Here is a 21,272-nt window from a genome sequence, read left to right on the forward strand (position 1 = left end):
ATTATTTCAAAACGGCGTATGGCCAAATCATCAGTTTACTGCTACATGAACTAGTTCAACGAGACAACGCAGCGCTAACTGTCGCAATTTCCTTGCAAGTGTTTTCCGGTTCACCTGATGATGGTGAAATACGCTTTAAAATGACCCTGCGTAGCCGCTCCTGATGTTCGTCTCCCCAGAGGCCGATGGAATGGATCAACTGGATGAGTGTTTTACCGAATTCGGTAAGATTGTACTCCACCTTGGGAGACAGAACCGGAAAGATCTTTTTAACCTTGGCTTTTCTCTAGCTGTTGATTCTAAACTTCTATTTAAAGTGTTTAAGGATCGTTGAATAGCAGATATGCTTGGTATATCCAGTCAAGGTTACTATTACATAATGGACACGTACTATGGTCGTGTTCATTTTCCTCAAAAAGTCCAATTGTCTCCAATCTTACGTAATAAGACAAGACTCTCGTTCCATGGTAAAAATTACGGTCTTTATGTTTCGGCGTGTTCATGTCTCTGCTTATAAATGCTACGGCACGCCCTTTTAAAATACATTATCAAGACAAGGAGCCTTCAATTAAGAAGGCTCCTGCAACTTCGATCTATTTCGCTTAGTTCTTCTCGGCAGTATCGTTCGAGAATTGAACACCGGCGTTGCCGCCTGTCTCAATGTACAGCTTGATAAAGCCTTCAACGGTTTCTGTTCTATTCCAGTCTCTTTGCAGTTCACAGAAAAGTTGGGCCGTGCTGATCGAAACTGCTCCAGCTTGCTCCATGCGTCGGATTGCCGCATCGTGCGCTACCAGTGATGTCCCGCCTACGGCGTCGACAGGTACATAAACTTCAAAACCTTCTTGTAAGGCATCCAAAGCTGGAAATGCCAGACACACCTCCGTCCATAGCGCCGCAATTATAAGCTTCTTTCTCCCTGTAGCACGTACAACCTCCACGAATTCCTTGTCCTCCCAAGCGTTGACGCCAGTTCTGTCGATAGGTGTGACACCGTCCAGGCGTTTTTTGAGCTGCGGAATAATAGGTTTGTTTAGTCCAGTCGCCACATTGACCGTGGACACCACCATAGGCATCCCGTATAACTTGGCGGCCTCGACTGCGCCACAAATATTGTTGACTAACGTTTGTCTGTCCATTGAACCAATGGAATTGACCTGCGGCGGTTGGTAGTCGATTACGATCAATAATGCATTTTCTGCTGTAAGCAAATGATCCGTTTCTCTGTCACGAATTGGTAAACTACTCATAAATTTGATTTTTTGAAATGAATTAATAACTATGTATGTATCGCCAACAAGAGGGTCGGTAAACGCTCATTAATAGCCACGGTGATATTGATAGGATACAAGTTTGGAGCTACGTCGCTGCAGCAATGTAGTTCAATATAATAGTCTAAAGACTTTTGCCCAATCGCATTTCACAGTTTCTGTATAATGTTGACGAAGACAAAGTTCAGCAACGTCAATAGAACTGAAAGACGATATTTGCCTGTAAAAATTGTAGACAAATACCTATGTCTTTTCTTGTAGTCATACTTCGGTGAATGTTTACAAACCTGATAAAGAATTTGAAATAGCCTCCAATGTTCACATAATCAGGATATTATAATTCCAAGAATGGGAATTACTGGGCATATTGCTTATTTAGTCTTATCTTTGTACCATGAAATATCAGTTGTTTTCATTATTTAATACTTAAATTCTGACGGAGTCCATATGTACGAGGTGTTTTTTGACCATCTGAAAAAATATAGCGCTGTCCCACTTTCAGATCAGGAGAAGATTTCCCTTAGACAGGAATTGATTCCATCCAAATTAAGAAAAAGGCAATTTCTGCTACAGGCGGGTGACCGGGCGAAAACTTATGCATTCATCGTTAAGGGAGCCATGAGAATGTTCAAGGTCGATGATAAAGGTTCCGAACACATGGTGCGGTTAGGTGTCGAAGGCTGGTGGATGGGAGACCGGGAGAGCGCTGCAATGGGGACACTAAGCCGGTACTATATCGACGCCTGGGAAAACACAGACGTACTTCTTATCAACAGGGAATCCATTAATGAACTTATAAAAACCGTCCCCGCATTTTGTGAAATGATGCGCCTGCTGGACGAGCGAAATATTATTGCTAATAACAGAAGACTGACCTCATCCATCAGTGACACCATAGAAGATCGCTACGACGAGTTCGTTAGTTTATATCCTGATCTGCTGAACCGATTTCCACAGCATCTCATTGCTTCCTATCTCGGCGTCAACAAAGATACGCTGAGCCGCGTCAAACGGCAGCGGTTCCAAAAATGATTCAAACTGCCTGATCATCTCATCTGCAGAATCTTTCAACGCTAAAATAAAGGCATTCAGATCACAGTTCAGGGGAGTCAAAAATATTGAATTCTTCCTCTTTCGACTAACTCAATTGTACGCATAAAATTGAAAAACATAGCGCTGCTCCACAACATTTGGCATTGATCCCATTGATCCTGATTAAATGCATATTTAGAAATTTCTAAACTAAAAAACCCTCTCTACATGCTGTAAAAAGGGTTTGTACTCAGAGCGGGAATCGAACCCGCACGACTTTTAAGGTCACAGGATTTTAAGTCCTGCGTGTCTACCAGTTCCACCATCTGAGCAGGTGAATAACCTTTTAAAATTAAATGCCTTCTACTGAAGGCATTTTGAGCGAAAGACGAGATTCGAACTCGCGACCCCGACCTTGGCAAGGTCGTGCTCTACCAACTGAGCTACTTTCGCGTTGGTATTATTGTTTTATTGTACTCAGAGCGGGAATCGAACCCGCACGACTTTTAAGGTCACAGGATTTTAAGTCCTGCGTGTCTACCAGTTCCACCATCTGAGCATAGTCTTATTTCAATATCTGTTGAAATGATGACTGTTTACTTAAAAACCTTTACAGGTTTTTAGAGCGAAAGACGAGATTCGAACTCGCGACCCCGACCTTGGCAAGGTCGTGCTCTACCAACTGAGCTACTTTCGCATTGGTTTCATTAAATCATTATCCAATGATTCCCTTTTTAAAACAATAATTAATAACCTTGTTTCCGTTTGGGATTGCAAATATAAATACTTTTGTATTACCGTCAAGTTATTTTTTATAAAAAATGCTGCGGTTAAGCTAAGCCATTGGTCTTTAGTACTTCCGAGATTAAACTGCTTTCAAAACCCTTCCCCATTAAGTAGGAAGTAAGCTTATATTTCCTCTTGTAATCATCTTTTTCTTTAATGGAAGGTAGCTTTTTGTTCGCTAAAATGAGTATGGTTTCTAAATAGTCATCATAATCTATGGTTTTTAGCGCGTTCAAAATCATCTTTTCAGTTACCCCTTTTAATTTAAGGCCCTGTTTGATTTTCATCTTTCCCCATTTCTTTATCTTAAATTTGCCAGAAACGTAAGCCATCGTAAAACGCTCCTCGTTTAAAAAGTTTGTTTGTATAAGTTCTGAAATGATTTCTTCAACCTCATTTTTCCAAAGCCCCCATTCATAAAGTTTGTTTCTGATTTCCTGTTGAGATCTTTCCTGATAAGCACAATAATGCTCAGCTTTTGCTAAAGCTGCTTTCTTATCTAGCTTTACTGTTTGTTTTTTTGATGAATCGAGCATTTACAATATTACAAAATGTGCTTGTTATTAGTGTGATTTATGTTTAAACTAGAATTTCTTGTTTAAGTTCGGTGTTTTTAACAAAATTTTAATTCAGCTCAGTTTTAACGTCTTGTAAATGAATAAAAAGCAATAATTATCTTAAACATTTTGTTTGTTTTAGGGTTTTTTTATTAGATTATTGTTGAAAAGGCGTATTTTAGCTTCGTTCGGATGTCATTTAGTTAACTCTCCTTCTATGGAACCAAAAAAAATACTGAAAGTCGGATTAGATTCTGCAGCTCCATTTCCTATGCATTCAGATTACAATTCTGAAAAGTTTGAAGGTTTCGAAGTCGATTTAATGAGGGCCATCACCGAACATCTTGATTTGGAGGTAGAGTACGAAGTTTCATTATGGGCAACCATTCTCGAAAAGTTGTTTAAAGGAGAACTGGATCTTATCTGCTCTGCAGTAACTGTTACCCCTTCGCGCAGGCATATTCTTGAATTCAGCAATCCCTATTTGCACTTTAGATTATGTGCTGTAGTCAACAACGATGATCACATAAAGGACATAAATGACCTTAGAAATAAAACAATCGGTATCAGAGAAGCAACCGAGGCAGAGCGATATGTTCATGTTAATTTCCCTGGCAACAATATGGTGCATGCCGAAACAAACAAAGAATTGTATAGAAAGCTGCAAGCTGGAAAAATAGACCTGCTTATCGATGATTCACCAATTGCAGGTGGCTTTTTACAAAAAAACAAAAAACTAAAAGTAGGGATGTACCTGCCTAAAACAGATTCTCAATATGCAATAGCCATGAAAAAGGGGGACACTCAGCTTCGTGATCAGTTTAACAAAGTTCTTGGCCTTTTAAAAGAGAATGGAACCTATCAGACGATTTATAAAAAGTGGTTCACGGATATTCAGTTTTAGAAATGCTCATATAAAGAGCATCTTTTAAAACGAGTCCTCATTCAGTTCTTTAAAAAAGTTTAATTTTGAGGCATGAGCAATCCCAATTATTCCATTTCTCTTATTGCAGGCATTTTAAGTGCAAAATCATACATACCCAATGATCAGGCTATAATTACCAAATTGGTAATTGATAGCCGAAGTGTAATTGATCCGGATGAGTCTTTATTTTTTGCTTTGAATGCAAAAAGAAATGGACATGAGTACCTTAAAGATGCTTATGCAAATGGAATTAAGAATTTTGTAATCAGTGACGAGAATTACATTAAAAGCTTTCCTGATGCTAATATCCTGTTGGTTGCTGATGTGTTAGTGGCGCTTCAAACTTTAGCAAAATACAATCGTGAACATCATACGCTAAAAACAATTGCAATTACCGGAAGCAATGGTAAAACTATAGTTAAAGAGTGGTTGTATCAATTGCTTGCAGCTGATTTTAATATAGTTCGAAGTCCGAAAAGTTTTAATTCTCAAATTGGTGTGCCCCTTTCTGTATGGGAAATTGAAGAGAGCCATACCATGGGAATATTTGAAGCTGGCATTTCCAAATCTGGCGAAATGGATAGCCTTGCCGAAATTATACAACCAACGATAGGTATTTTAACCAATATTGGAGAAGCACATGCAGAAGGTTTTTCATCTGTTAGAGAAAAGCTACTCGAAAAGTTAAAGCTCTTTAAAAATGCAGAATTGTTTATTTACGCTCCAGAATACACCGAGGGACTAAGTTTAGATGATTTACCAGGCAAATCAAAATTCTCCTGGAGTTTTAAACAAAAGGCAGATCTTCAGATTTTATTTATAGAGCCAATAGACGGTAGAAATTATATAAGAGCAAAATTTAAAGGCGAAGAAATAGAGTGTTTAATTCCGTTCTCCGATAAAGCTTCTCTTGAAAATGGTGTTATTTGCTGGGCCACCCTGCTTGCATTAGATTACACGCCTCAGCAAACGGATGCTTTGCTAGAAAAACTGACGCTGGTTAGCATGCGTTTGGAACTGAAAAATGGAATCAATCAATGTTCGGTTATTGATGATTCTTATAGTGCCGATATTTCCTCATTGGCCATTGCACTTGATTTTTTAAACCTGCAGAACCAGCATCCTAAAAAGACCCTTATACTTTCTGACCTGTATGAAACCGGGAAAAGTGATGAGGACCTGTATGCAGAGATATCTGCTCTGCTTAAGCAAAAAAATGTAAACAGGCTGATAGGTGTGGGGCCACATATTTCTGCAGCAGCAGAGTTATTTGATATGGAAACCTCTTTCTTTGAAAGCACGTTAGCTTTTATCGAGAACTTTCCATCTCTTCATTTTAATAATGAAACTATTTTAGTTAAAGGCGCACGCAGGTTCGAGTTTGCCCGGATCAGTAAGCTGATTACCCAAAAGATACACGATACGGTTCTGGAGATCGATTTAAATGCGTTGGCAGGCAATCTGCAGTTCTATAGAAATAAAATAAAGCCTGGTGTTAAAGTTATGGCCATGGTTAAAGCTTTTTCTTATGGTAGCGGTAGTTTTGAAATTGCCAACCTGTTACAATACCATAAGGTTGATTATCTGGCGGTAGCTTATACAGATGAGGGAGTGGCTCTTAGAAAAGGAGGGATTTCTATGCCTATTATGGTAATGAGTCCTGAACCTTCTGCTTTTGATGCAATAGTTAAGCATAAATTGGAGCCTGAGATTTATAATCTTGACATTTTAAAAAGCTTTATCGGCTTTTTAAATGAAAGTGTGAAAAATTACCCTATTCACCTGAAGATAGAAACCGGAATGCACAGGCTGGGTTTTGAAGAAACTGAATTAGCAGATCTTTTACAACAATTAAATGAAACCGAAAAAGTAAAGGTGATTTCTGTATTTTCTCACCTGGTCGGTAGCGATGACCCCAAGCATGATGAATTTACGGCACATCAATTGGAAAGGTTTACTTCCGTAGCCGATAAGATTAAGGAAGGAATAGACTATTCATTTATCAGACATATTTCTAATACATCAGGGATTTCACGTCACCCCGAAGCTCAGTTGGACATGGTTAGGCTCGGAATTGGGCTGTATGGTTTTGATGGAGGTTTATCTCATAATAAAGGACTCCAAACTGTAGCTGTTTTGAAAACGACAGTAACTCAGGTAAAGCCTATAAAACCTAATGAAACAGTGGGCTATAGCAGAAGGGGTGCTTTGCCCAATGGAGGCATGATAGCAACAGTTAAAATCGGTTATGCTGATGGATATAACCGTAAGTTTGGAAATGGTGTTGGTAAAATGCTGATTAACGGTCACCTTGTGTCTACTGTTGGTGTGATATGCATGGATATGTGCATGTTGGATGTAACTGGGTTAGATGTGAAAACTGGCGATGAGGTAATTGTTTTTAACGGAAAGCTTACCATCTCTGAGTTAGCAAAACAAATAGATACCATACCCTACGAAATATTAACAAATGTATCTCAAAGGGTAAAACGAGTGTATTTTTATGAGTAGTTTTATCTAAGTTTGCATCATGAATAGAATTGGTAGGGCGTTGTTAAATTACCTTATTAAAGGGTTGTTGATTGTGCTGCCTATTGCACTAAGTATTTTTATTGTGATTTGGGCTGTTACTACGGTAGACAGCTGGTTAAATGTAAACAATATTCTGGGGGTAGACCCAAGGACCGGGGCAAGCAGAAATATTCCCGGACTAGGGCTGGCATTGGTAATTTCCATTATCCTGGTTGCAGGAATTTTTGTAACTAATTTTGTTACTGAACCAATGTATAATTGGTTTCAAAAAGTTTTAGACAGGCTTCCTGTGTTAAAATTTATTTACTCGTCTATTAAAGATCTTACTGAGGCGTTTGTAGGCGATGAGAAGAAGTTTAATCACCCAGTGCTTGTAGAGGTTGAAGGAGATTTAAAGAGGATAGGTTTTCTTACCCAGTCTGATCTTAAATCTATAGGACTTCCTGGAGAGGCAATTGTTTATTTCCCATTTTCTTACTCTTTTGCCGGTCAGGTTTACGTTGTTAAAAACGAAAAGATTAAGTCGTTAAATATGACTGCAGCAGATGCTATGAAGTTGGTTGTATCTGGCGGAGTTAGCCATTTCTGAAAAAACACCTATTGCTCGACTTCTCAAATCTTTTGCGGAAGGGCAAAATATTTGCATGTCGTCTCCCAACAATTGGTTTTTGAGGAATAAATATGACTCCAGACAGAAGGGATAAGGAGGGAGAAGAAAAAGCAAGAATTTAAAATGATTTAAGAAGGATGATCAAAATTTATCATAATAATAGATGCAGTAAAAGCAGGTGTGCGTTAACTATTTTAGAAGATAGCGGAAAGGAATTTGAAGTGATAAATTACCTGGAAACAGTCCCTACTGTGGATGAATTGCACGCTATTGTTGCTAAATTAGGAATTACCCCTCATGAGCTCGTGCGTAAATCAGAAACTGTTTATAAAGAGAAGTATAAAGGGAAGGATCTTTCAGATGAAGAATGGATCATAGCAATGGTTGAAAATCCAATATTGATTGAACGTCCAATATTAGTTTCTGATGATCTTGCTGTTATAGCAAGACCATCAGAAAAGATTTATGACCTTCTTTAAAAGCCTGCCTAGAAGTTCGGTTTTAGAACATACTTCTCATAGAATCTGAAAATATGTTCGGTAGCCTCTTCGGCAGTGTCAACTAGCCTGAATAGGTTTAAATCCTCGGCATGGATGTTATGCTCCTTGTTTAACATGGTGCTGGTTATCCAGTCCACTAATCCAGTCCAGTAATCTTTACCCACAAGCACGATAGGGAATCTTGCTATTTTACCTGTTTGTATAAGTGTAATTGCTTCAAAAAGCTCATCCATGGTACCCATACCCCCTGGTAAAACAATGAAACCTTGCGAGTATTTCATGAACATTACCTTTCTGACAAAGAAGTAATCAAATTCCAGGAGTTTGTTATGGTCGATGTACTTATTGTGGAACTGCTCAAAAGGTAATTCGATGTTTAAGCCAACTGACTTACCGCCATTTGTATGTGCACCTTTATTTCCGGCTTCCATAATGCCGGGTCCGCCACCAGTAACAACACCGTAGCCACGATCTGTTAACAGTTTACCACACTCAACCGCTATTTGGTAATATTTATTTGTTTCAGCAGTTCTTGCCGATCCAAAAATGGTTACGCATGGGCCTATTTTAGCCAACTTTTCAAAGCCGTCAACAAATTCGGCCATTATTTTAAAAATCTGCCAGGAGTCGGTAACTTTTATTTCCTGCCAGTTCTTGTTTTCAAATGCGCTTCTTATTTTCTCTTCACTTGTCATTCTAATAGGTATTATAGTATTTAAAATTTGGTCTGGGTTGTAGTTTGTTTCCCAGTTATCCAAAGAAGTATGAACGTAATTAGACCATTTAATATGATAAGCTCAAAACCCAGGGCGTAATTAATCCAGTTTAATGAGTTTATATCTATTATATAGCATAGTATTGGCGAGACGATACAGATATAAGGTACAAGCTTATCTGTTACAGCTTTTTTAGTTAGCATACCAAAACCGAATAATCCTACCAATGGTCCATAAGTATATCCGGCTGCTTTGAATATGGCGTTCACAACGGAATCGTCATTAATGAGCTTAAAAACCATGATTACCAGAACCATTAATATGGAAAAGCCAACATGCACGTAATGTCTTTTACTTACGAGTTTTGGGTCGTTTTGATCAGCCTTTTTATCGAAATGTAAGAAATCTACGCAAAACGATGTAGTTAAAGCAGTCAATGCTGAATCTGTTGTCGCAAATGTGGCAGCGGTTAATCCGAGCATGAAAATAATGCCGGGAATAACATTCAGGTAATTTAAAGCAATTTCAGGGTAAAGGTGATCTGGCGTTTTTAATGCTGCCACATCAATTCCATTTTTTGCTGCAAACAGGTACAGTAAGGCGCCTACACTTAAAAAGAAAATGTTCATTACAACAAAAACCGCAGTAAAGGTGAACATGTTTTTTTGAGCTTCACCTATTGTTTTCATGCTCAGGTTCTTTTGCATCAGGTCCTGATCAAGTCCTGTCATGGCAATGGTTACAAAAATACCCCCAAGGAATTGTTTAATAAAGTGCGTTTTACTACCCATAAAATCTTCCCAAAAGAAGATTTTTGAATAGCTGCTGCTTTTTACCGCTTCAAAAGTCCCTGCAATATCCAGGTTTAAAGACCTTGCAATAAAAATGATCGATAGCACCACAGATAAGAGTAAGAACACGGTCTGTAATGTATCGGTAATGATAATGGTTTTTAATCCCCCCTTATGGGTATAAAGCCAGATAAGTACCAGGCAGATGACGATGGTAAGCCAAAAAGGGACATTCCATGCATCAAATATGAATTTTTGCAATACGATAGCAACAAGGTAAAGTCTGAAAGAGGAGCCAATAGTACGCGAAACTAAAAAGATAACGGCACCACTCTTATAACTCCAAAAGCCCAGGCGTCTTTCAAGATAGGTATATATAGAAATGATATTTAACCTGTAATACAAAGGTAATAGGACTGTGGCGATAATGACAAAACCGACGGCATTACCCAGTATAAACTGGAAATAGCCAAATTCGCTTTTACCTACGGCTCCGGGAACGGAGATGAAAGTAACGCCCGAAAGGGCCGTTCCAATCATTCCAAACGCCACCAGGTACCATTTTGAATTTCTGTTTGCTATAAAAAATGAAGCGTTGTCGGAGTTGTTTCGGGATGTAAAATAGGATACACCTATTAGCAGTGCAAAGTAACCGAGCAGAAAAGACAAAAGTATAATTGGACTCATTTTTTATGATTAGTTAAGATTCTAAATGTAAGAAACCCTCATGAGTTTCTACTTATAAAAATTAAATATCAGGAGATAAATATAAATTTACATTTACAATTTATCTAAGTTTGTAAGATGAACTTTTCTTCTAAATTGCTTGAGGACGCTGTTAACGAATTTTCGAAGTTACCTGGCGTTGGACAAAAGACAGCGTTAAGGTTGGTTCTGCATTTATTAAATAAAGAGCAGGAGGAAGTGGAACATTTTGGAAATGCAATTGTAAGGCTTAGAAAAGAAATTAAGCATTGCGGCATTTGTCATAATATTTCTGATAACCATATTTGCGAAATATGCTCGGCAGCTAAGCGCGAAAAGGAAGTGATCTGTGTAGTAGAAGATACCAGAGATGTAATGGCTGTGGAAAATACTTCTCAATATTTTGGCGTTTATCATGTACTTGGCGGACTCATATCTCCAATGGACGGGGTAGGACCATCTGATTTGTTTATTGATTCGTTGGTGCAGCGCGTTGCTACAACCCCGGTAAAAGAAATCATACTGGCGCTGAGCGCTACCATGGAGGGTGATACAACACTCTTTTATTTGTATAAGCGGCTTAAAGATTTTCAAATACCAATTACTACAATTGCCAGGGGGATTGCCTTTGGTGGTGAGCTGGAATATGCTGATGAGATTACACTGGGAAGGTCTATTATTACCAGAGTGCCTTATGAAAACTCATTAATTAAATAATTAGAATGGATTTTAAGAATAAAGTAGTCATAATTACGGGTGCATCATCTGGTATTGGAAAAGCATGTGCTGAAGAGTTTGCCAAACGCGGTGCTAACCTGGTTCTTGGTGCCAGGCAATATGTTACCCTTTGCGAAATTACCGCTGATCTGGAGGCAAGATATGGTATAAGGGCTATTGCAGTTCAGGCCGATGTGAGCAAGGAAGTGGAATGTGAAGTGCTTGTTAAACAAGCTTTAGTCACTTTCAGCAGGATAGACATATTAGTCAATAATGCAGGCTTATCTATGCGCGCATTGTTCAATGACCTGGACTTATCTGTTTTGAAGAATCTAATGGATGTGAATTTCTGGGGTACAGTTTATTGCACTAAATATGCGCTGCCCGAGATTTTAAAAACACAAGGCAGTGTAATAGGCGTATCATCAATTGCAGGATATCGTGGTTTGCCTGGTCGTACAGGTTATTCTGCTTCCAAGTTTGCCATGAATGGTTTTATGGAGTCATTGCGGACCGAATTGCTTAAAACCGGTGTTCATGTGATGGTCGCTTGCCCTGGTTTTACGGCTTCTAATATTCGGGTTACAGCATTGGCTAAAGATGGTGCTTCTCATGGCGAAACAAGTATGGAAGAAAGTAAAATGATGACAGCGGAAGAAGTGGCTACTCGTATCGTTGATGGCATTGCAGCCAAGAAGCGCACTTTGGTTATGACAGGTCAGGGTAAGCTCACCGTGTGGATTAATAAGTTATTGCCTGCATTGGCAGATAAACTGGTTTTTAATCATTTTACCAAGGAAAAGAACGCGCTCATTAAGTAAAGCCCTCTTGCAATGAAGTAATAAATTTTATTTTTTTTGATAAAAGATTTGCTGCTTTGCAAAAACAATTCCATATTTGCTATAATGATACTTACAAACGGACTTAACAACTGGTGGTGGCACAACGCAATAGCGTAGTGTAACCCCGTTTTGAACGTTTTATTTTATATAAAAATATTTTGAGGGTTGCTTAAGGCAACCTTTTTTGTTTTACGACATTTTGAAAAACTTCTTTAAGAAGGAAATAACATGAAGAAAATACTTAACCACCTATTTGAAAACAAAACCTTTAGCAGAGCAGAGGCACAAAAGATACTTACTTCTATTGCCTTAGGCGAATTTAATACCTCGCAGATTGCTGCTTTTATTACAGCTTATGGGATGCGGAACATTACTGTTGCCGAGCTTCAGGGCTTTCGCGATGCTATGCTTGATCTTTGCGTGAAACTGAACTTTTCAGATTATGAGCTTGTAGATCTTTGCGGAACAGGCGGTGATGGTAAAGATACCTTCAACATATCTACACTTGCTTCTTTTGTTGTGGCTGGTGCAGGTCACAAAGTGGCTAAACATGGTAATTATGGTGTGTCATCCGGCTGCGGTTCCTCAAATGTTATGGAGTATCTGGGTTATACATTTACTAACGAACAGGATATTTTAAAACGTAGTTTAGATACGGCAGGAATATGCTTTATCCATGCTCCATTATTTAATCCGGCAATGAAAATAGTTGCCCCTATACGTAAGGAATTAGGGGTTAAAACCTTTTTCAATATGCTTGGGCCAATGGTAAATCCAGCCCAACCAAAAAATCAAATTGTAGGCGTGTTTAGTCTGGAACTGGCAAGGTTATATGCTTATTTATATCAGGATACTGATAAAAACTATACGATACTGCATGCAGTTGATGGTTTTGATGAGGTTTCGCTGACTTGCGATTTTAAAACTTTTAGTAAAAATGGAGAGTCGTTGGTAACTGTTGCTGATCTTGGGTTTGCAAAGATTGATGAGCAGGAAATAAAAGGAGGAGATACAGTTGAATCTTCAGCAAAGATTTTTGTGAATGTGCTAAACGATGAATGTACAGATGCTCAACGAAATGTTGTGCTTTGTAATGCTGCGCTTGCTATTCAGACAATAGATAACACTAAATCTTTTGCGGATTGTTTTTATGAAGCAGAAGCTTCTTTAATGAGCAAGAGTGCTTTGAAGAGTTTTAAAAACTTAATATCAAGGTAATGGATAAGAGACTGAAAGTATGTGGAATGAAGGTGCCATCAAACATTGAAATGGTGGCAGACTTGCAGCCTGATTATATGGGATTTATTTTCTATAATGGCTCAAAAAGATTTATTGCAGACCTTTCAGCTCAGTTTGTTAAGGATCTGCCTTCTAATATCAAAAGAACAGGCGTTTTTGTAAATGAAGAACTTAGAATAGTTGTTGAACGGGCTCTGGAATATGGACTACATGCTGTTCAATTACACGGAAGTGAATCGGCTAATTATTGCAGCCAGCTAAAAGCATTGTTAGACATAGAAGTAATAAAGGCGTTTGGAATTGATGAGCAATTTGATTTTGAACAGTTGGAAGCATATGCTGACGCAGTTGATTATTTTTTGTTTGATACCCAAACTCCTGACCATGGAGGTTCTGGAAGAACTTTTAACTGGGAATTGCTTAGAAAATATGTGTTAGATAAACCATACTTTTTAAGTGGGGGAATTGATTTGGAAAGTATTGATGAAATAAACAGAATAAAAGATGTGCGTTTTTATGCTATTGATATTAATAGCAAGTTTGAATTGGAGCCTGGGTTAAAGGATATAGATAAATTGATTGACTTTAAAAATATGTTGTCCTATTGAGGTCACTCAATCAAGGATTTAAGAACAAGACTATGAACTATTTTGTAAATGAAAAAGGATACTACGGAGATTTTGGCGGAGCTTATATTCCGGAAATGCTATATCCGAATGTAGAAGAATTACGACAGAATTATCTTAAAATTATTGAGGATAAAGACTTTCAAAAGGAATTTCATCAGTTACTTAAAGATTATGTGGGCAGGCCCTCGCCACTATATTTGGCTAAACGGTTATCGCAAAAATATAACGCCAATATTTTTCTGAAACGTGAGGACCTGAATCATACAGGTGCGCATAAAATCAACAATACCATTGGGCAAATATTGCTTGCAGAACGTTTAGGTAAGAAACGTATTATTGCCGAAACCGGTGCCGGGCAACATGGTGTGGCTACTGCTACAGTGTGTGCATTACGCGGATTAGAATGTGTAGTATATATGGGAGAGATTGATATTCAAAGACAGGCTCCCAATGTTGCCAGAATGAAAATGCTGGGTGCTAAGGTGGTTCCTGCAACTTCAGGAAGTAAAACATTAAAAGATGCTACTAATGAAGCCATGCGCGATTGGATCAATAATCCGGTAGATACACATTATATAATAGGCTCTGTTGTTGGGCCACATCCTTACCCAGATATGGTGGCGCTTTTTCAATCTATCATTTCAGAAGAGACTAAGAAACAATTGATTGAACAAACGGGTAATGACCAGCCAGATTATGTATTGGCTTGTGTCGGTGGTGGCAGTAATGCCATAGGGATGTTCTACCATTTTATTGATGATGAAAAGGTAAAACTGATAGCAGTAGAGGCTGCAGGTAAAGGAGTTGATAGCGGGTTTTCGGCAGCTACAACTACTTTAGGTAAAGAAGGTGTGTTGCATGGCAGCAGAAGTATTCTGATGCAAACAGAAGATGGTCAGGTGGTAGAACCTCATTCTGTATCGGCAGGATTAGATTATCCCGGCATTGGTCCTCAGCATGCACATTTATTTAAAACCGGTCGTGGCCAGTATGTTTCCATAACTGATGATGAGTCTTTGGAAGCTGGTTTATTGCTTACTCAAATGGAGGGTATTATCCCTGCAATAGAGAGTGCCCATGCACTGGCTTATCTGGAGAAAATGAATTTTAAAGGTGGGGAGAATGTAGTGGTTTGCTTGTCGGGCCGCGGTGACAAGGATATGGATACTTACATGAAATATTTTGGATTATAAAAGAAATGAATAGAATTAAAAAGTTATTTCAGGAAAAGAAAGATATATTATCAATTTACTATACAGCCGGTTATCCTAATCTTGGAGATACAGTGGCAATTGCAGAAGAGTTAGAACGTTCAGGAGCAGACTTATTAGAAATAGGGTTTCCATATTCCGATCCTGTTGCTGATGGTCCGGTAATACAGGCGAGTAGTAAACAAGCACTTGATAATGGTATGGACTTAAGATTGTTGTTTGAGCAGCTTAAAGATTTACGTAAAACGGTAACTATTCCGGTTTTGTTAATGGGGTATGTAAATCCAATGCTTCAATTTGGTGTAGAAAATTTCTGTAAAGCTTGTGCAGAGGTAGGTGTAGATGGATGCATAGTTCCGGATCTCCCAATGGTTGAACATGAGGAGTTATATGAGCCAGTTTTTGCTAAATATGGTTTAAGTAATATATTTCTGGTTACCCCTCAAACTTCTGAAGAAAGGATCCGTAAAATCGACGGTTTAAGCAATGGATTTATTTACTTGTTATCATCGTCGGCAACCACAGGAAAAAACCTTCAGGTATCTGATACTACCGAAGCATATTTTTCAAGAATTGCTTCATTAAAACTTAAAAACCCAACCATGATAGGTTTTGGTATAAGTAGTAAAGAAACCTTTGATAAAGCATGTAAATATGCTAATGGCGCAATTATAGGTACTGCTTTTGTTAAAAGCTTGTCTGCCAATGATGTTCAGGGCAGTGTTAAACACTTCATGAAAGAATTTAAGCCTTAACCGGCGCTTTTCCTTTAATAGATTTTAGGAAAACAAAACCAACTAATCCTGCAATAACCGAAGCACAAAGAATCGCAAATTTTGCTTCGGTTACATGCATTTCATCACTAAATGAAAGCAGGGATATGAATATGGACATGGTAAATCCTATACCAGCCAACATGCCTAAGCCAATAATGTGTTTCCAGCCTGATTGCGATGGAAGTGTTCCCAGTTTCAATTTTACTGCAAGCCAGGAGAATAGTGTAACGCCTATTGTTTTGCCGGCAAAAAGACCGATCACAATTCCCAGACCGAGTGGTGATACTAAACCGCCAAGCATTTCTTTTTGAAAGGTGATGTTGGTATTGGCCAGCGCAAAGATTGGCATGATAAAATAATTTACAGGACCGTTTAATAAGTGTTCAAGCTTTTCTAAAGGCGATTCTGTGTTATCCGAATTGGTCGGTATGGTAAGGGCAAGCAATACCCCTGCAATTGTTGCATGTATGCCTGAGTGGTGAATGAAGTACCATAAGAACACTCCGGGTATAAGATAAAAATAAAGCGGTTTTATCTTAAAGAAGTTAAATACGAGTAATAGTGCAAGTACACCTCCGGCCATCAGTAAGTAATGAAAATGTACCTCATTTGTATAAAAAATGGCGATAACCAATATGGCACCAAGGTCATCAACAATGGCCAGGGCAGCAAGAAATATTTTTAATGAGGCCGGAACACTTTTGCCCAGCATGGATATGATAGCTAAGGCAAAGGCAATGTCGGTAGCCATTGGAATTCCCCATCCGGATGCAGTAGCGGTATCTTTATTTAAAACAAAATAAATAAATGCGGGTACCAGCATACCTCCAAGTGCTGCAACTACAGGCAAAGAAGCCTTTTTAATAGATGAAAGCTCACCTTCTACAAGCTCTCTCTTGATCTCTAAGCCGACAAGAAGAAAGAAGACCGCCATTAGTGCATCATTTATCCAGGCAGAAATCGTAAATACATAAGAACCAGAGCCAAATGTAAAGCCGAAATCTGTAGCTAGTAATGCAGAAAAACCATCCTTATAACTGGAATTTGCAATAAACAGAGAGATTGCAACACATACCATAAGGAGTATGCCTCCAATTTGTCCTGATCGTAAAAAGTCTTTAAATGCTTGTAAGTTTATTATTTTGGCCATTTATAGGTAGTTTTCCAGGTTTCCTTTTCCTTGACGGATGATTTCAAAATCTCCTGAGGTACAGTCTACAACTGTAGATGGTTCATTATCTCCATATCCGCCATCGATTACGATGTCTATAGTGTCTTCATATTTTTCGTGGATCAGTTCGGGATCTGTAGAGTATTCGATTACTTCATCGTCATCATAGATAGAGGTAGAGAGAATTGGATTTCCAAGCTGCAGAACAATTTCTCTTGCAATATCATTATCAGGTACCCTTATACCAACCGTTTTCTTGTTAGAGCTTAGTAGCTTTGGCACATTTCCGTTTGCATTAAGTATAAATGTAAATGGGCCCGGTAAAGCCTTTTTAAGTAATCTGAATGTGGTGGTATCAATAGGTTTTATATAGTCAGAAATGTGCCTTAAATCTGAGCAGATGAAAGAGAAATTAGCCTTTTCGGGCTTAACGCCTCTTAAACGGCAAATCTTTTCAATGGCTTTATGATTGGTAATATCGCAACCCATTCCATATACGGTATCGGTTGGGTAGATGATTATTCCTCCCTTTTTCAATACTTCAACAACTTGCTCAATCGCCTTGGGATTTGGGTTTTCAGGATAGATTTTAATAAGCATGTGTAAATTTACAAAATATTGATCCGAAATCAGATTATAATTGTTCTATTGGCATGTTTTTATTAAATTAAGGAATATGAGAAAAGCATTTATCGCAATTGCGGCGTTTTTGGTGGCACTTACTGTAATGTTGGGCCTTACTTATCCACCTTTATGGTGGTTATTCATTTTTACAGGACCAGTTGTTTTGTTGGGTATTTATGATCTGTATCAACCAAAACACAGTATAGTTAGGAACTATCCGGTAGTAGGTAGATTAAGATACTTTATGGAGGACTTAAGACCAAAGGTCTATCAATACTTTGTAGAGAGTGATACCAATGGTAAGCCATTTAGCAGACTTAGTCGCTCATTGATTTATCAGCGTGCAAAAAGAGAAAATGACACGATTCCATTCGGTACTCAACTAGACGTATATGAAAATGGTTATGAATGGCTGAGCCATAGTATTTCGGCAATTAGTCATACTGAGCTTAATGAAGATCCGCGTGTGTTGGTAGGGGGTCCTGAGTGTTTAAAGCCGTATTCTGCAAGTATTTATAATATATCTGCCATGAGCTTCGGTTCATTAAGTCAGAATGCTATTCTGGCTTTAAATGGCGGAGCCAAGATGGGTAATTTTGCTCATAATACAGGTGAGGGTGGTATAAGTGATTACCATGCTAATCCCGGAGGAGATTTAATCTGGCAAATTGGAACCGGCTATTTTGGGTGCCGTCATCATGATGGTACGTTTAACTATGAAGCCTTTGCTGAAAGATCAAGTACAGATCAGGTAAAGATGATTGAAATTAAGCTTTCTCAGGGTGCCAAGCCAGGGCATGGAGGCATATTGCCAGCTAAAAAGGTTACTCCTGAAATTGCAAGGATAAGGTTGGTAAAAGAAGGGTTCGATGTGATCTCGCCCCCAGCTCATGCAGCTTTTAAAACCCCTTTGGAATTAATGGGCTTTGTAAAGAAACTGAGGGAACTCTCTGGTGGTAAGCCAGTTGGTATTAAACTGTGTATTGGAAGAAGAAGTGAATTTTTTGCCATTTGTAAAGCTATGGTTGAAACAGGTACTTACGTAGATTTCATTACAGTTGATGGGGGCGAAGGTGGTACAGGAGCTTCTCCACAGGAATTTTCTAATGCGGTGGGTATGCCATTAAGAGAAGGTGTTGCTTTTGTTTACGACGTTTTGGTAGGTTTTAACCTGAAAAAGCACATTAAGATTATTGCATCGGGTAAAGTAGCATCAGGATTTGATTTGGTAAAGAATATAGCGCTTGGTGCTGACCTTTGTAATTCGGCAAGAGGAATGATGTTTGCATTGGGCTGTATTCAGGCCTTAGAGTGCAACAGTAACACTTGCCCTACAGGAGTGGCAACACAGGACCCAAGTTTAATGAAAGGCCTTGTGGTGGGAGATAAAACTGTTAGAGTTTATAATTTTCATAGGCTTACTGTTGGAAGTGCTGTAGAGTTATTGGGTGCTGCGGGTTTACATCATCCCTATCAATTGACCAGGGCTTATATTAACAGAAGGATTGCCCCTAATGTAATGCAATCATATATGGAAAGCTTCCCATATATTCCAGAAGGAAGTTTATTGAAATCACCTTACCCTTTAAGATTTGAGTTGGGAATGGCACTGAGCGTATCAACAAGTTTTGTGCCTTCTGATTATAAAGTTTCATTGGTTGATTATACACATGCAAACTCGTTTGCAGATGATTTGAATCAAAATCAGAATAGGTAGCCTACGCCGCCATCTCCTTTGGTTAACCAAAGGAGATGGCGGCAGTTTTAAACAAACTATCATTCTGATTTTATTTCAGAATGATAGTTCACAAAAAAGGGGTCATATCACGTGATAGACCCCTTTTATATCTTTTATGAGTCTGTTAAAACTCTGCGTTTTTAGGGAAACGAGGGAAAGCAATTACATCTCTGATGTTTGTCATTCCACTTACAAATAATATCAGTCGTTCAAATCCTAATCCAAAACCAGAGTGTGGTGCCGATCCAAAGCGTCTGGTGTCCAGATACCACCACATTTCTTCTAGTGGGATACTAAGGTCTTCCATTCTTTGGGTTAGCTTATCAAAGCGCTCCTCTCTTTGAGATCCTCCTATGATTTCGCCAATGCCTGGGAACAGGATGTCCATTGCAGCCACTGTTTTTCTGCCTTGAGCATCAGGTTCATTTTGACGCATATAGAACGACTTAATGTCGGCCGGATAATCAGTTAAGATTACTGGTTTTTTAAAATGCTTTTCAACAAGGAAGCGCTCATGCTCCGATTGTAAATCTGCTCCCCACTCATCAATAAGATATTTAAACTGCTTTTTCTGATTAGGTTTAGAAGATTTTAAAATCGCAATAGCTTCTGTATATGTTAGTCGCTCAAAATCATTATTTAGGCAGAAATTTAGCTTTTCTATTAAAGATAGTTCGCTGCGCTCATTCTGAGGTTTTGTTTTCTCTTCTTCAAGTAAACGGTTGTTTAAGAATTCAATCTCTTCCTTGCAGTGTTCAAGCGCGTAGCTGATCACATATTTCAACATGTCTTCGGCAAGCTGCATGTTGTCTTCAAGATCGGCGAAGGCAATTTCAGGTTCAACCATCCAAAATTCAGCAAGGTGGCGTGTTGTGTTTGAGTTTTCTGCTCTAAAAGTAGGGCCAAATGTGTATATCTGTCCAAAGGCCATCGCCGCAAGCTCACCTTCCAGCTGACCAGATACGGTCAGATTAGTTGCACGCGCAAAGAAATCCTGCGAATAATCTACTTTCCCATCATCTGTACGAGGTGTGTTGTCGAAATCAAGTGTGGTAACTTTAAACATTTCACCAGCACCCTCTGCATCTGATGCAGTAATAACAGGTGTATGCATATATACAAAACCTCTTTCGTTATAAAATTGATGGATAGCAAAGGCTAGTGCGTGACGTAATTTAAAGACTGCATTGAAAGTATTAGTGCGGAAACGCAGGTGAGCAATTTCGCGCAGAAACTCTAAGCTATGTTTTTTAGGTTGAAGAGGGAATTTTTCAGGATCACTATCACCTAATATTTCTATAGTTTCAGCTTTAATGTCTACTCTCTGACCTTTTCCTAATGATTCTACAATTTTTCCTTTTACAGAAATTGCAGCTCCTGTAGTAATACGCTTTAAAAGTTCTTCCGGAGTATTATTAAAATCCACTACGACTTGGATGTTCCCAATGCAGGAGCCATCATTTATTGCAATAAACTGGTTGTTGCGAAATGTTCGCACCCATCCCATAACCGTAACTTCTCTGTCGAATTCGTTTGTATCTAACAAACTTTTTACTTTTTCTCTTTTAATCATGATTTTCTTGTGGAGCGCGTCAAAAATAAGGATTTCCTTTAATAAATGGGCGGGAATATTTTAGTAGCTTATTAAAGTTACTGTGGTTTGTTCTGATTTTACTTTTTTGGTTTTTTTAAATGATTGTAATGTTTTTTGAAGTTTTTTTGATATTTTTTATTGTTTTGGTGTGTGTTTTTCGTTTTTTTAATTGTTTATGTGTTGTTTGTTGCTTTTTATTTGAGTGTTTTGCTTGTTGTTTTGTGTTTTTGTTGTTTTTTATTGTATTTTTTTGATGTATTTGTGTGTTTTGTTTGTGTTTTGTTTGTTTATGTGGTGTATATTTCG

The 21,272-nt window shown here is 38.4% G+C and carries 20 protein-coding genes and 4 tRNA genes; 12 read left to right on the plus strand and 12 right to left on the minus strand.

Annotation, left to right across the window (positions count from 1 at the left end):
- Positions 1–55: 55 nt before the first annotated feature.
- Complete coding sequence (locus tag AC6CH7_RS04390; protein ID WP_498261562.1) at positions 56–265, minus strand: winged helix-turn-helix transcriptional regulator; 210 nt, start codon at positions 263–265, stop codon at positions 56–58.
- Between the two features lie 337 nt (positions 266–602).
- Positions 603–1,250 (minus strand): hydrolase, encoded by a 648-nt coding sequence (locus tag AC6CH7_RS04395; protein WP_498261520.1) that lies wholly within the window; start codon positions 1,248–1,250, stop codon positions 603–605.
- 468 nt (positions 1,251–1,718) lie between these two features.
- Between AC6CH7_RS04395 and AC6CH7_RS04400 the strand changes: the two genes are divergently transcribed.
- On the plus strand, positions 1,719–2,303 hold the full coding sequence (locus AC6CH7_RS04400) for a Crp/Fnr family transcriptional regulator (RefSeq protein WP_498261521.1): 585 nt from the start codon (positions 1,719–1,721) through the stop codon (positions 2,301–2,303).
- 247 nt (positions 2,304–2,550) lie between these two features.
- Here AC6CH7_RS04400 and AC6CH7_RS04405 read toward each other — a convergent pair.
- From AC6CH7_RS04405 to AC6CH7_RS04425, 5 genes are all read right to left on the minus strand, one after another.
- Positions 2,551–2,635 (minus strand) — tRNA-Leu (locus AC6CH7_RS04405).
- Between the two features lie 48 nt (positions 2,636–2,683).
- Positions 2,684–2,756: transfer RNA gene (locus tag AC6CH7_RS04410), tRNA-Gly, on the minus strand.
- Positions 2,757–2,777: 21 nt separating this feature from the next.
- A tRNA-Leu gene (locus AC6CH7_RS04415) sits at positions 2,778–2,862 on the minus strand.
- 65 nt (positions 2,863–2,927) lie between these two features.
- Positions 2,928–3,000: transfer RNA gene (locus AC6CH7_RS04420), tRNA-Gly, on the minus strand.
- 133 nt (positions 3,001–3,133) lie between these two features.
- Positions 3,134–3,625 carry a regulatory protein RecX gene (locus tag AC6CH7_RS04425; RefSeq protein WP_498261522.1) on the minus strand — a complete coding sequence of 164 codons (492 nt, stop codon included), beginning with the start codon at positions 3,623–3,625 and terminating at the stop codon, positions 3,134–3,136.
- Positions 3,626–3,863: 238 nt separating this feature from the next.
- Between AC6CH7_RS04425 and AC6CH7_RS04430 the strand changes: the two genes are divergently transcribed.
- The 4 genes from AC6CH7_RS04430 (at position 3,864) to arsC (ending at position 8,192) form a co-directional block, all read left to right on the plus strand.
- Positions 3,864–4,550 carry a substrate-binding periplasmic protein gene (locus tag AC6CH7_RS04430; RefSeq protein WP_498261523.1) on the plus strand — a complete coding sequence of 229 codons (687 nt, stop codon included), beginning with the start codon at positions 3,864–3,866 and terminating at the stop codon, positions 4,548–4,550.
- Positions 4,551–4,622: 72 nt separating this feature from the next.
- Positions 4,623–7,082 (plus strand): bifunctional UDP-N-acetylmuramoyl-tripeptide:D-alanyl-D-alanine ligase/alanine racemase, encoded by a 2,460-nt coding sequence (locus AC6CH7_RS04435; RefSeq protein ID WP_498261524.1) that lies wholly within the window; start codon positions 4,623–4,625, stop codon positions 7,080–7,082.
- A 19-nt stretch (positions 7,083–7,101) separates the two neighbouring features.
- A complete protein-coding gene (locus AC6CH7_RS04440; protein ID WP_498261525.1) occupies positions 7,102–7,692 on the plus strand; it encodes a DUF502 domain-containing protein in 591 nt (196 codons plus the stop codon).
- 158 nt (positions 7,693–7,850) lie between these two features.
- Entirely contained in the window at positions 7,851–8,192 is a 342-nt protein-coding gene (gene arsC, locus AC6CH7_RS04445; RefSeq protein WP_498261526.1) for an arsenate reductase (glutaredoxin), read from the plus strand.
- Positions 8,193–8,200: 8 nt separating this feature from the next.
- Here the strand turns inward: arsC and AC6CH7_RS04450 are convergent, their stop codons facing one another.
- Together AC6CH7_RS04450 and AC6CH7_RS04455 are read right to left on the minus strand one after the other, a co-directional pair.
- Positions 8,201–8,908, minus strand: coding sequence for an LOG family protein (locus AC6CH7_RS04450; RefSeq protein WP_498261527.1), 708 nt, complete (start codon positions 8,906–8,908; stop codon positions 8,201–8,203).
- Between the two features lie 20 nt (positions 8,909–8,928).
- Complete coding sequence (locus AC6CH7_RS04455) at positions 8,929–10,407, minus strand: sodium:solute symporter (protein WP_498261528.1); 1,479 nt, start codon at positions 10,405–10,407, stop codon at positions 8,929–8,931.
- A gap of 117 nt (positions 10,408–10,524) precedes the next feature.
- On the opposite strand from AC6CH7_RS04455, the gene recR reads away from it, so the two are divergent.
- The 6 genes from recR (at position 10,525) to trpA (ending at position 15,818) form a co-directional block, all read left to right on the plus strand.
- Complete coding sequence (gene recR / locus AC6CH7_RS04460) at positions 10,525–11,142, plus strand: recombination mediator RecR (protein ID WP_048904449.1); 618 nt, start codon at positions 10,525–10,527, stop codon at positions 11,140–11,142.
- Positions 11,143–11,147: 5 nt separating this feature from the next.
- The gene (locus AC6CH7_RS04465) at positions 11,148–11,963 is read left to right on the plus strand and encodes an SDR family oxidoreductase (RefSeq protein WP_498261529.1); all 816 of its coding nucleotides are present in this window, start codon (positions 11,148–11,150) and stop codon (positions 11,961–11,963) included.
- 249 nt (positions 11,964–12,212) lie between these two features.
- On the plus strand, positions 12,213–13,202 hold the full coding sequence (gene trpD, locus AC6CH7_RS04470) for an anthranilate phosphoribosyltransferase (protein ID WP_498261530.1): 990 nt from the start codon (positions 12,213–12,215) through the stop codon (positions 13,200–13,202).
- Positions 13,202–13,831, plus strand: a complete 630-nt coding sequence (locus tag AC6CH7_RS04475) for a phosphoribosylanthranilate isomerase (protein WP_498261531.1) — start codon at positions 13,202–13,204, stop codon at positions 13,829–13,831. Before trpD ends, AC6CH7_RS04475 begins: the two co-directional genes overlap by 1 nt.
- Positions 13,832–13,863: 32 nt before the next feature.
- The gene (gene trpB, locus AC6CH7_RS04480; RefSeq protein ID WP_498261532.1) at positions 13,864–15,045 is read left to right on the plus strand and encodes a tryptophan synthase subunit beta; all 1,182 of its coding nucleotides are present in this window, start codon (positions 13,864–13,866) and stop codon (positions 15,043–15,045) included.
- Positions 15,046–15,050: 5 nt separating this feature from the next.
- Positions 15,051–15,818, plus strand: a complete 768-nt coding sequence (gene trpA, locus AC6CH7_RS04485) for a tryptophan synthase subunit alpha (protein ID WP_498261533.1) — start codon at positions 15,051–15,053, stop codon at positions 15,816–15,818.
- Here trpA and nhaA read toward each other — a convergent pair.
- Both nhaA and AC6CH7_RS04495 read right to left on the minus strand, forming a co-directional pair.
- Entirely contained in the window at positions 15,808–16,989 is a 1,182-nt protein-coding gene (gene nhaA, locus AC6CH7_RS04490; RefSeq protein ID WP_498261534.1) for a Na+/H+ antiporter NhaA, read from the minus strand. The two genes, trpA and nhaA, sit on opposite strands and share 11 nt — an antisense overlap.
- The gene (locus tag AC6CH7_RS04495) at positions 16,990–17,610 is read right to left on the minus strand and encodes an L-threonylcarbamoyladenylate synthase (RefSeq protein WP_498261535.1); all 621 of its coding nucleotides are present in this window, start codon (positions 17,608–17,610) and stop codon (positions 16,990–16,992) included. It lies immediately after the preceding gene.
- 76 nt (positions 17,611–17,686) lie between these two features.
- Between AC6CH7_RS04495 and AC6CH7_RS04500 the strand changes: the two genes are divergently transcribed.
- Complete coding sequence (locus AC6CH7_RS04500) at positions 17,687–19,351, plus strand: FMN-binding glutamate synthase family protein (RefSeq protein WP_498261536.1); 1,665 nt, start codon at positions 17,687–17,689, stop codon at positions 19,349–19,351.
- A gap of 145 nt (positions 19,352–19,496) precedes the next feature.
- Here AC6CH7_RS04500 and asnS read toward each other — a convergent pair whose 3' ends face one another.
- On the minus strand, positions 19,497–20,945 hold the full coding sequence (asnS, locus tag AC6CH7_RS04505; RefSeq protein WP_498261537.1) for an asparagine--tRNA ligase: 1,449 nt from the start codon (positions 20,943–20,945) through the stop codon (positions 19,497–19,499).
- Positions 20,946–21,272: the final 327 nt, after the last annotated feature.

Source organism: Pedobacter sp. GQ55, assembly GCF_059758925.1.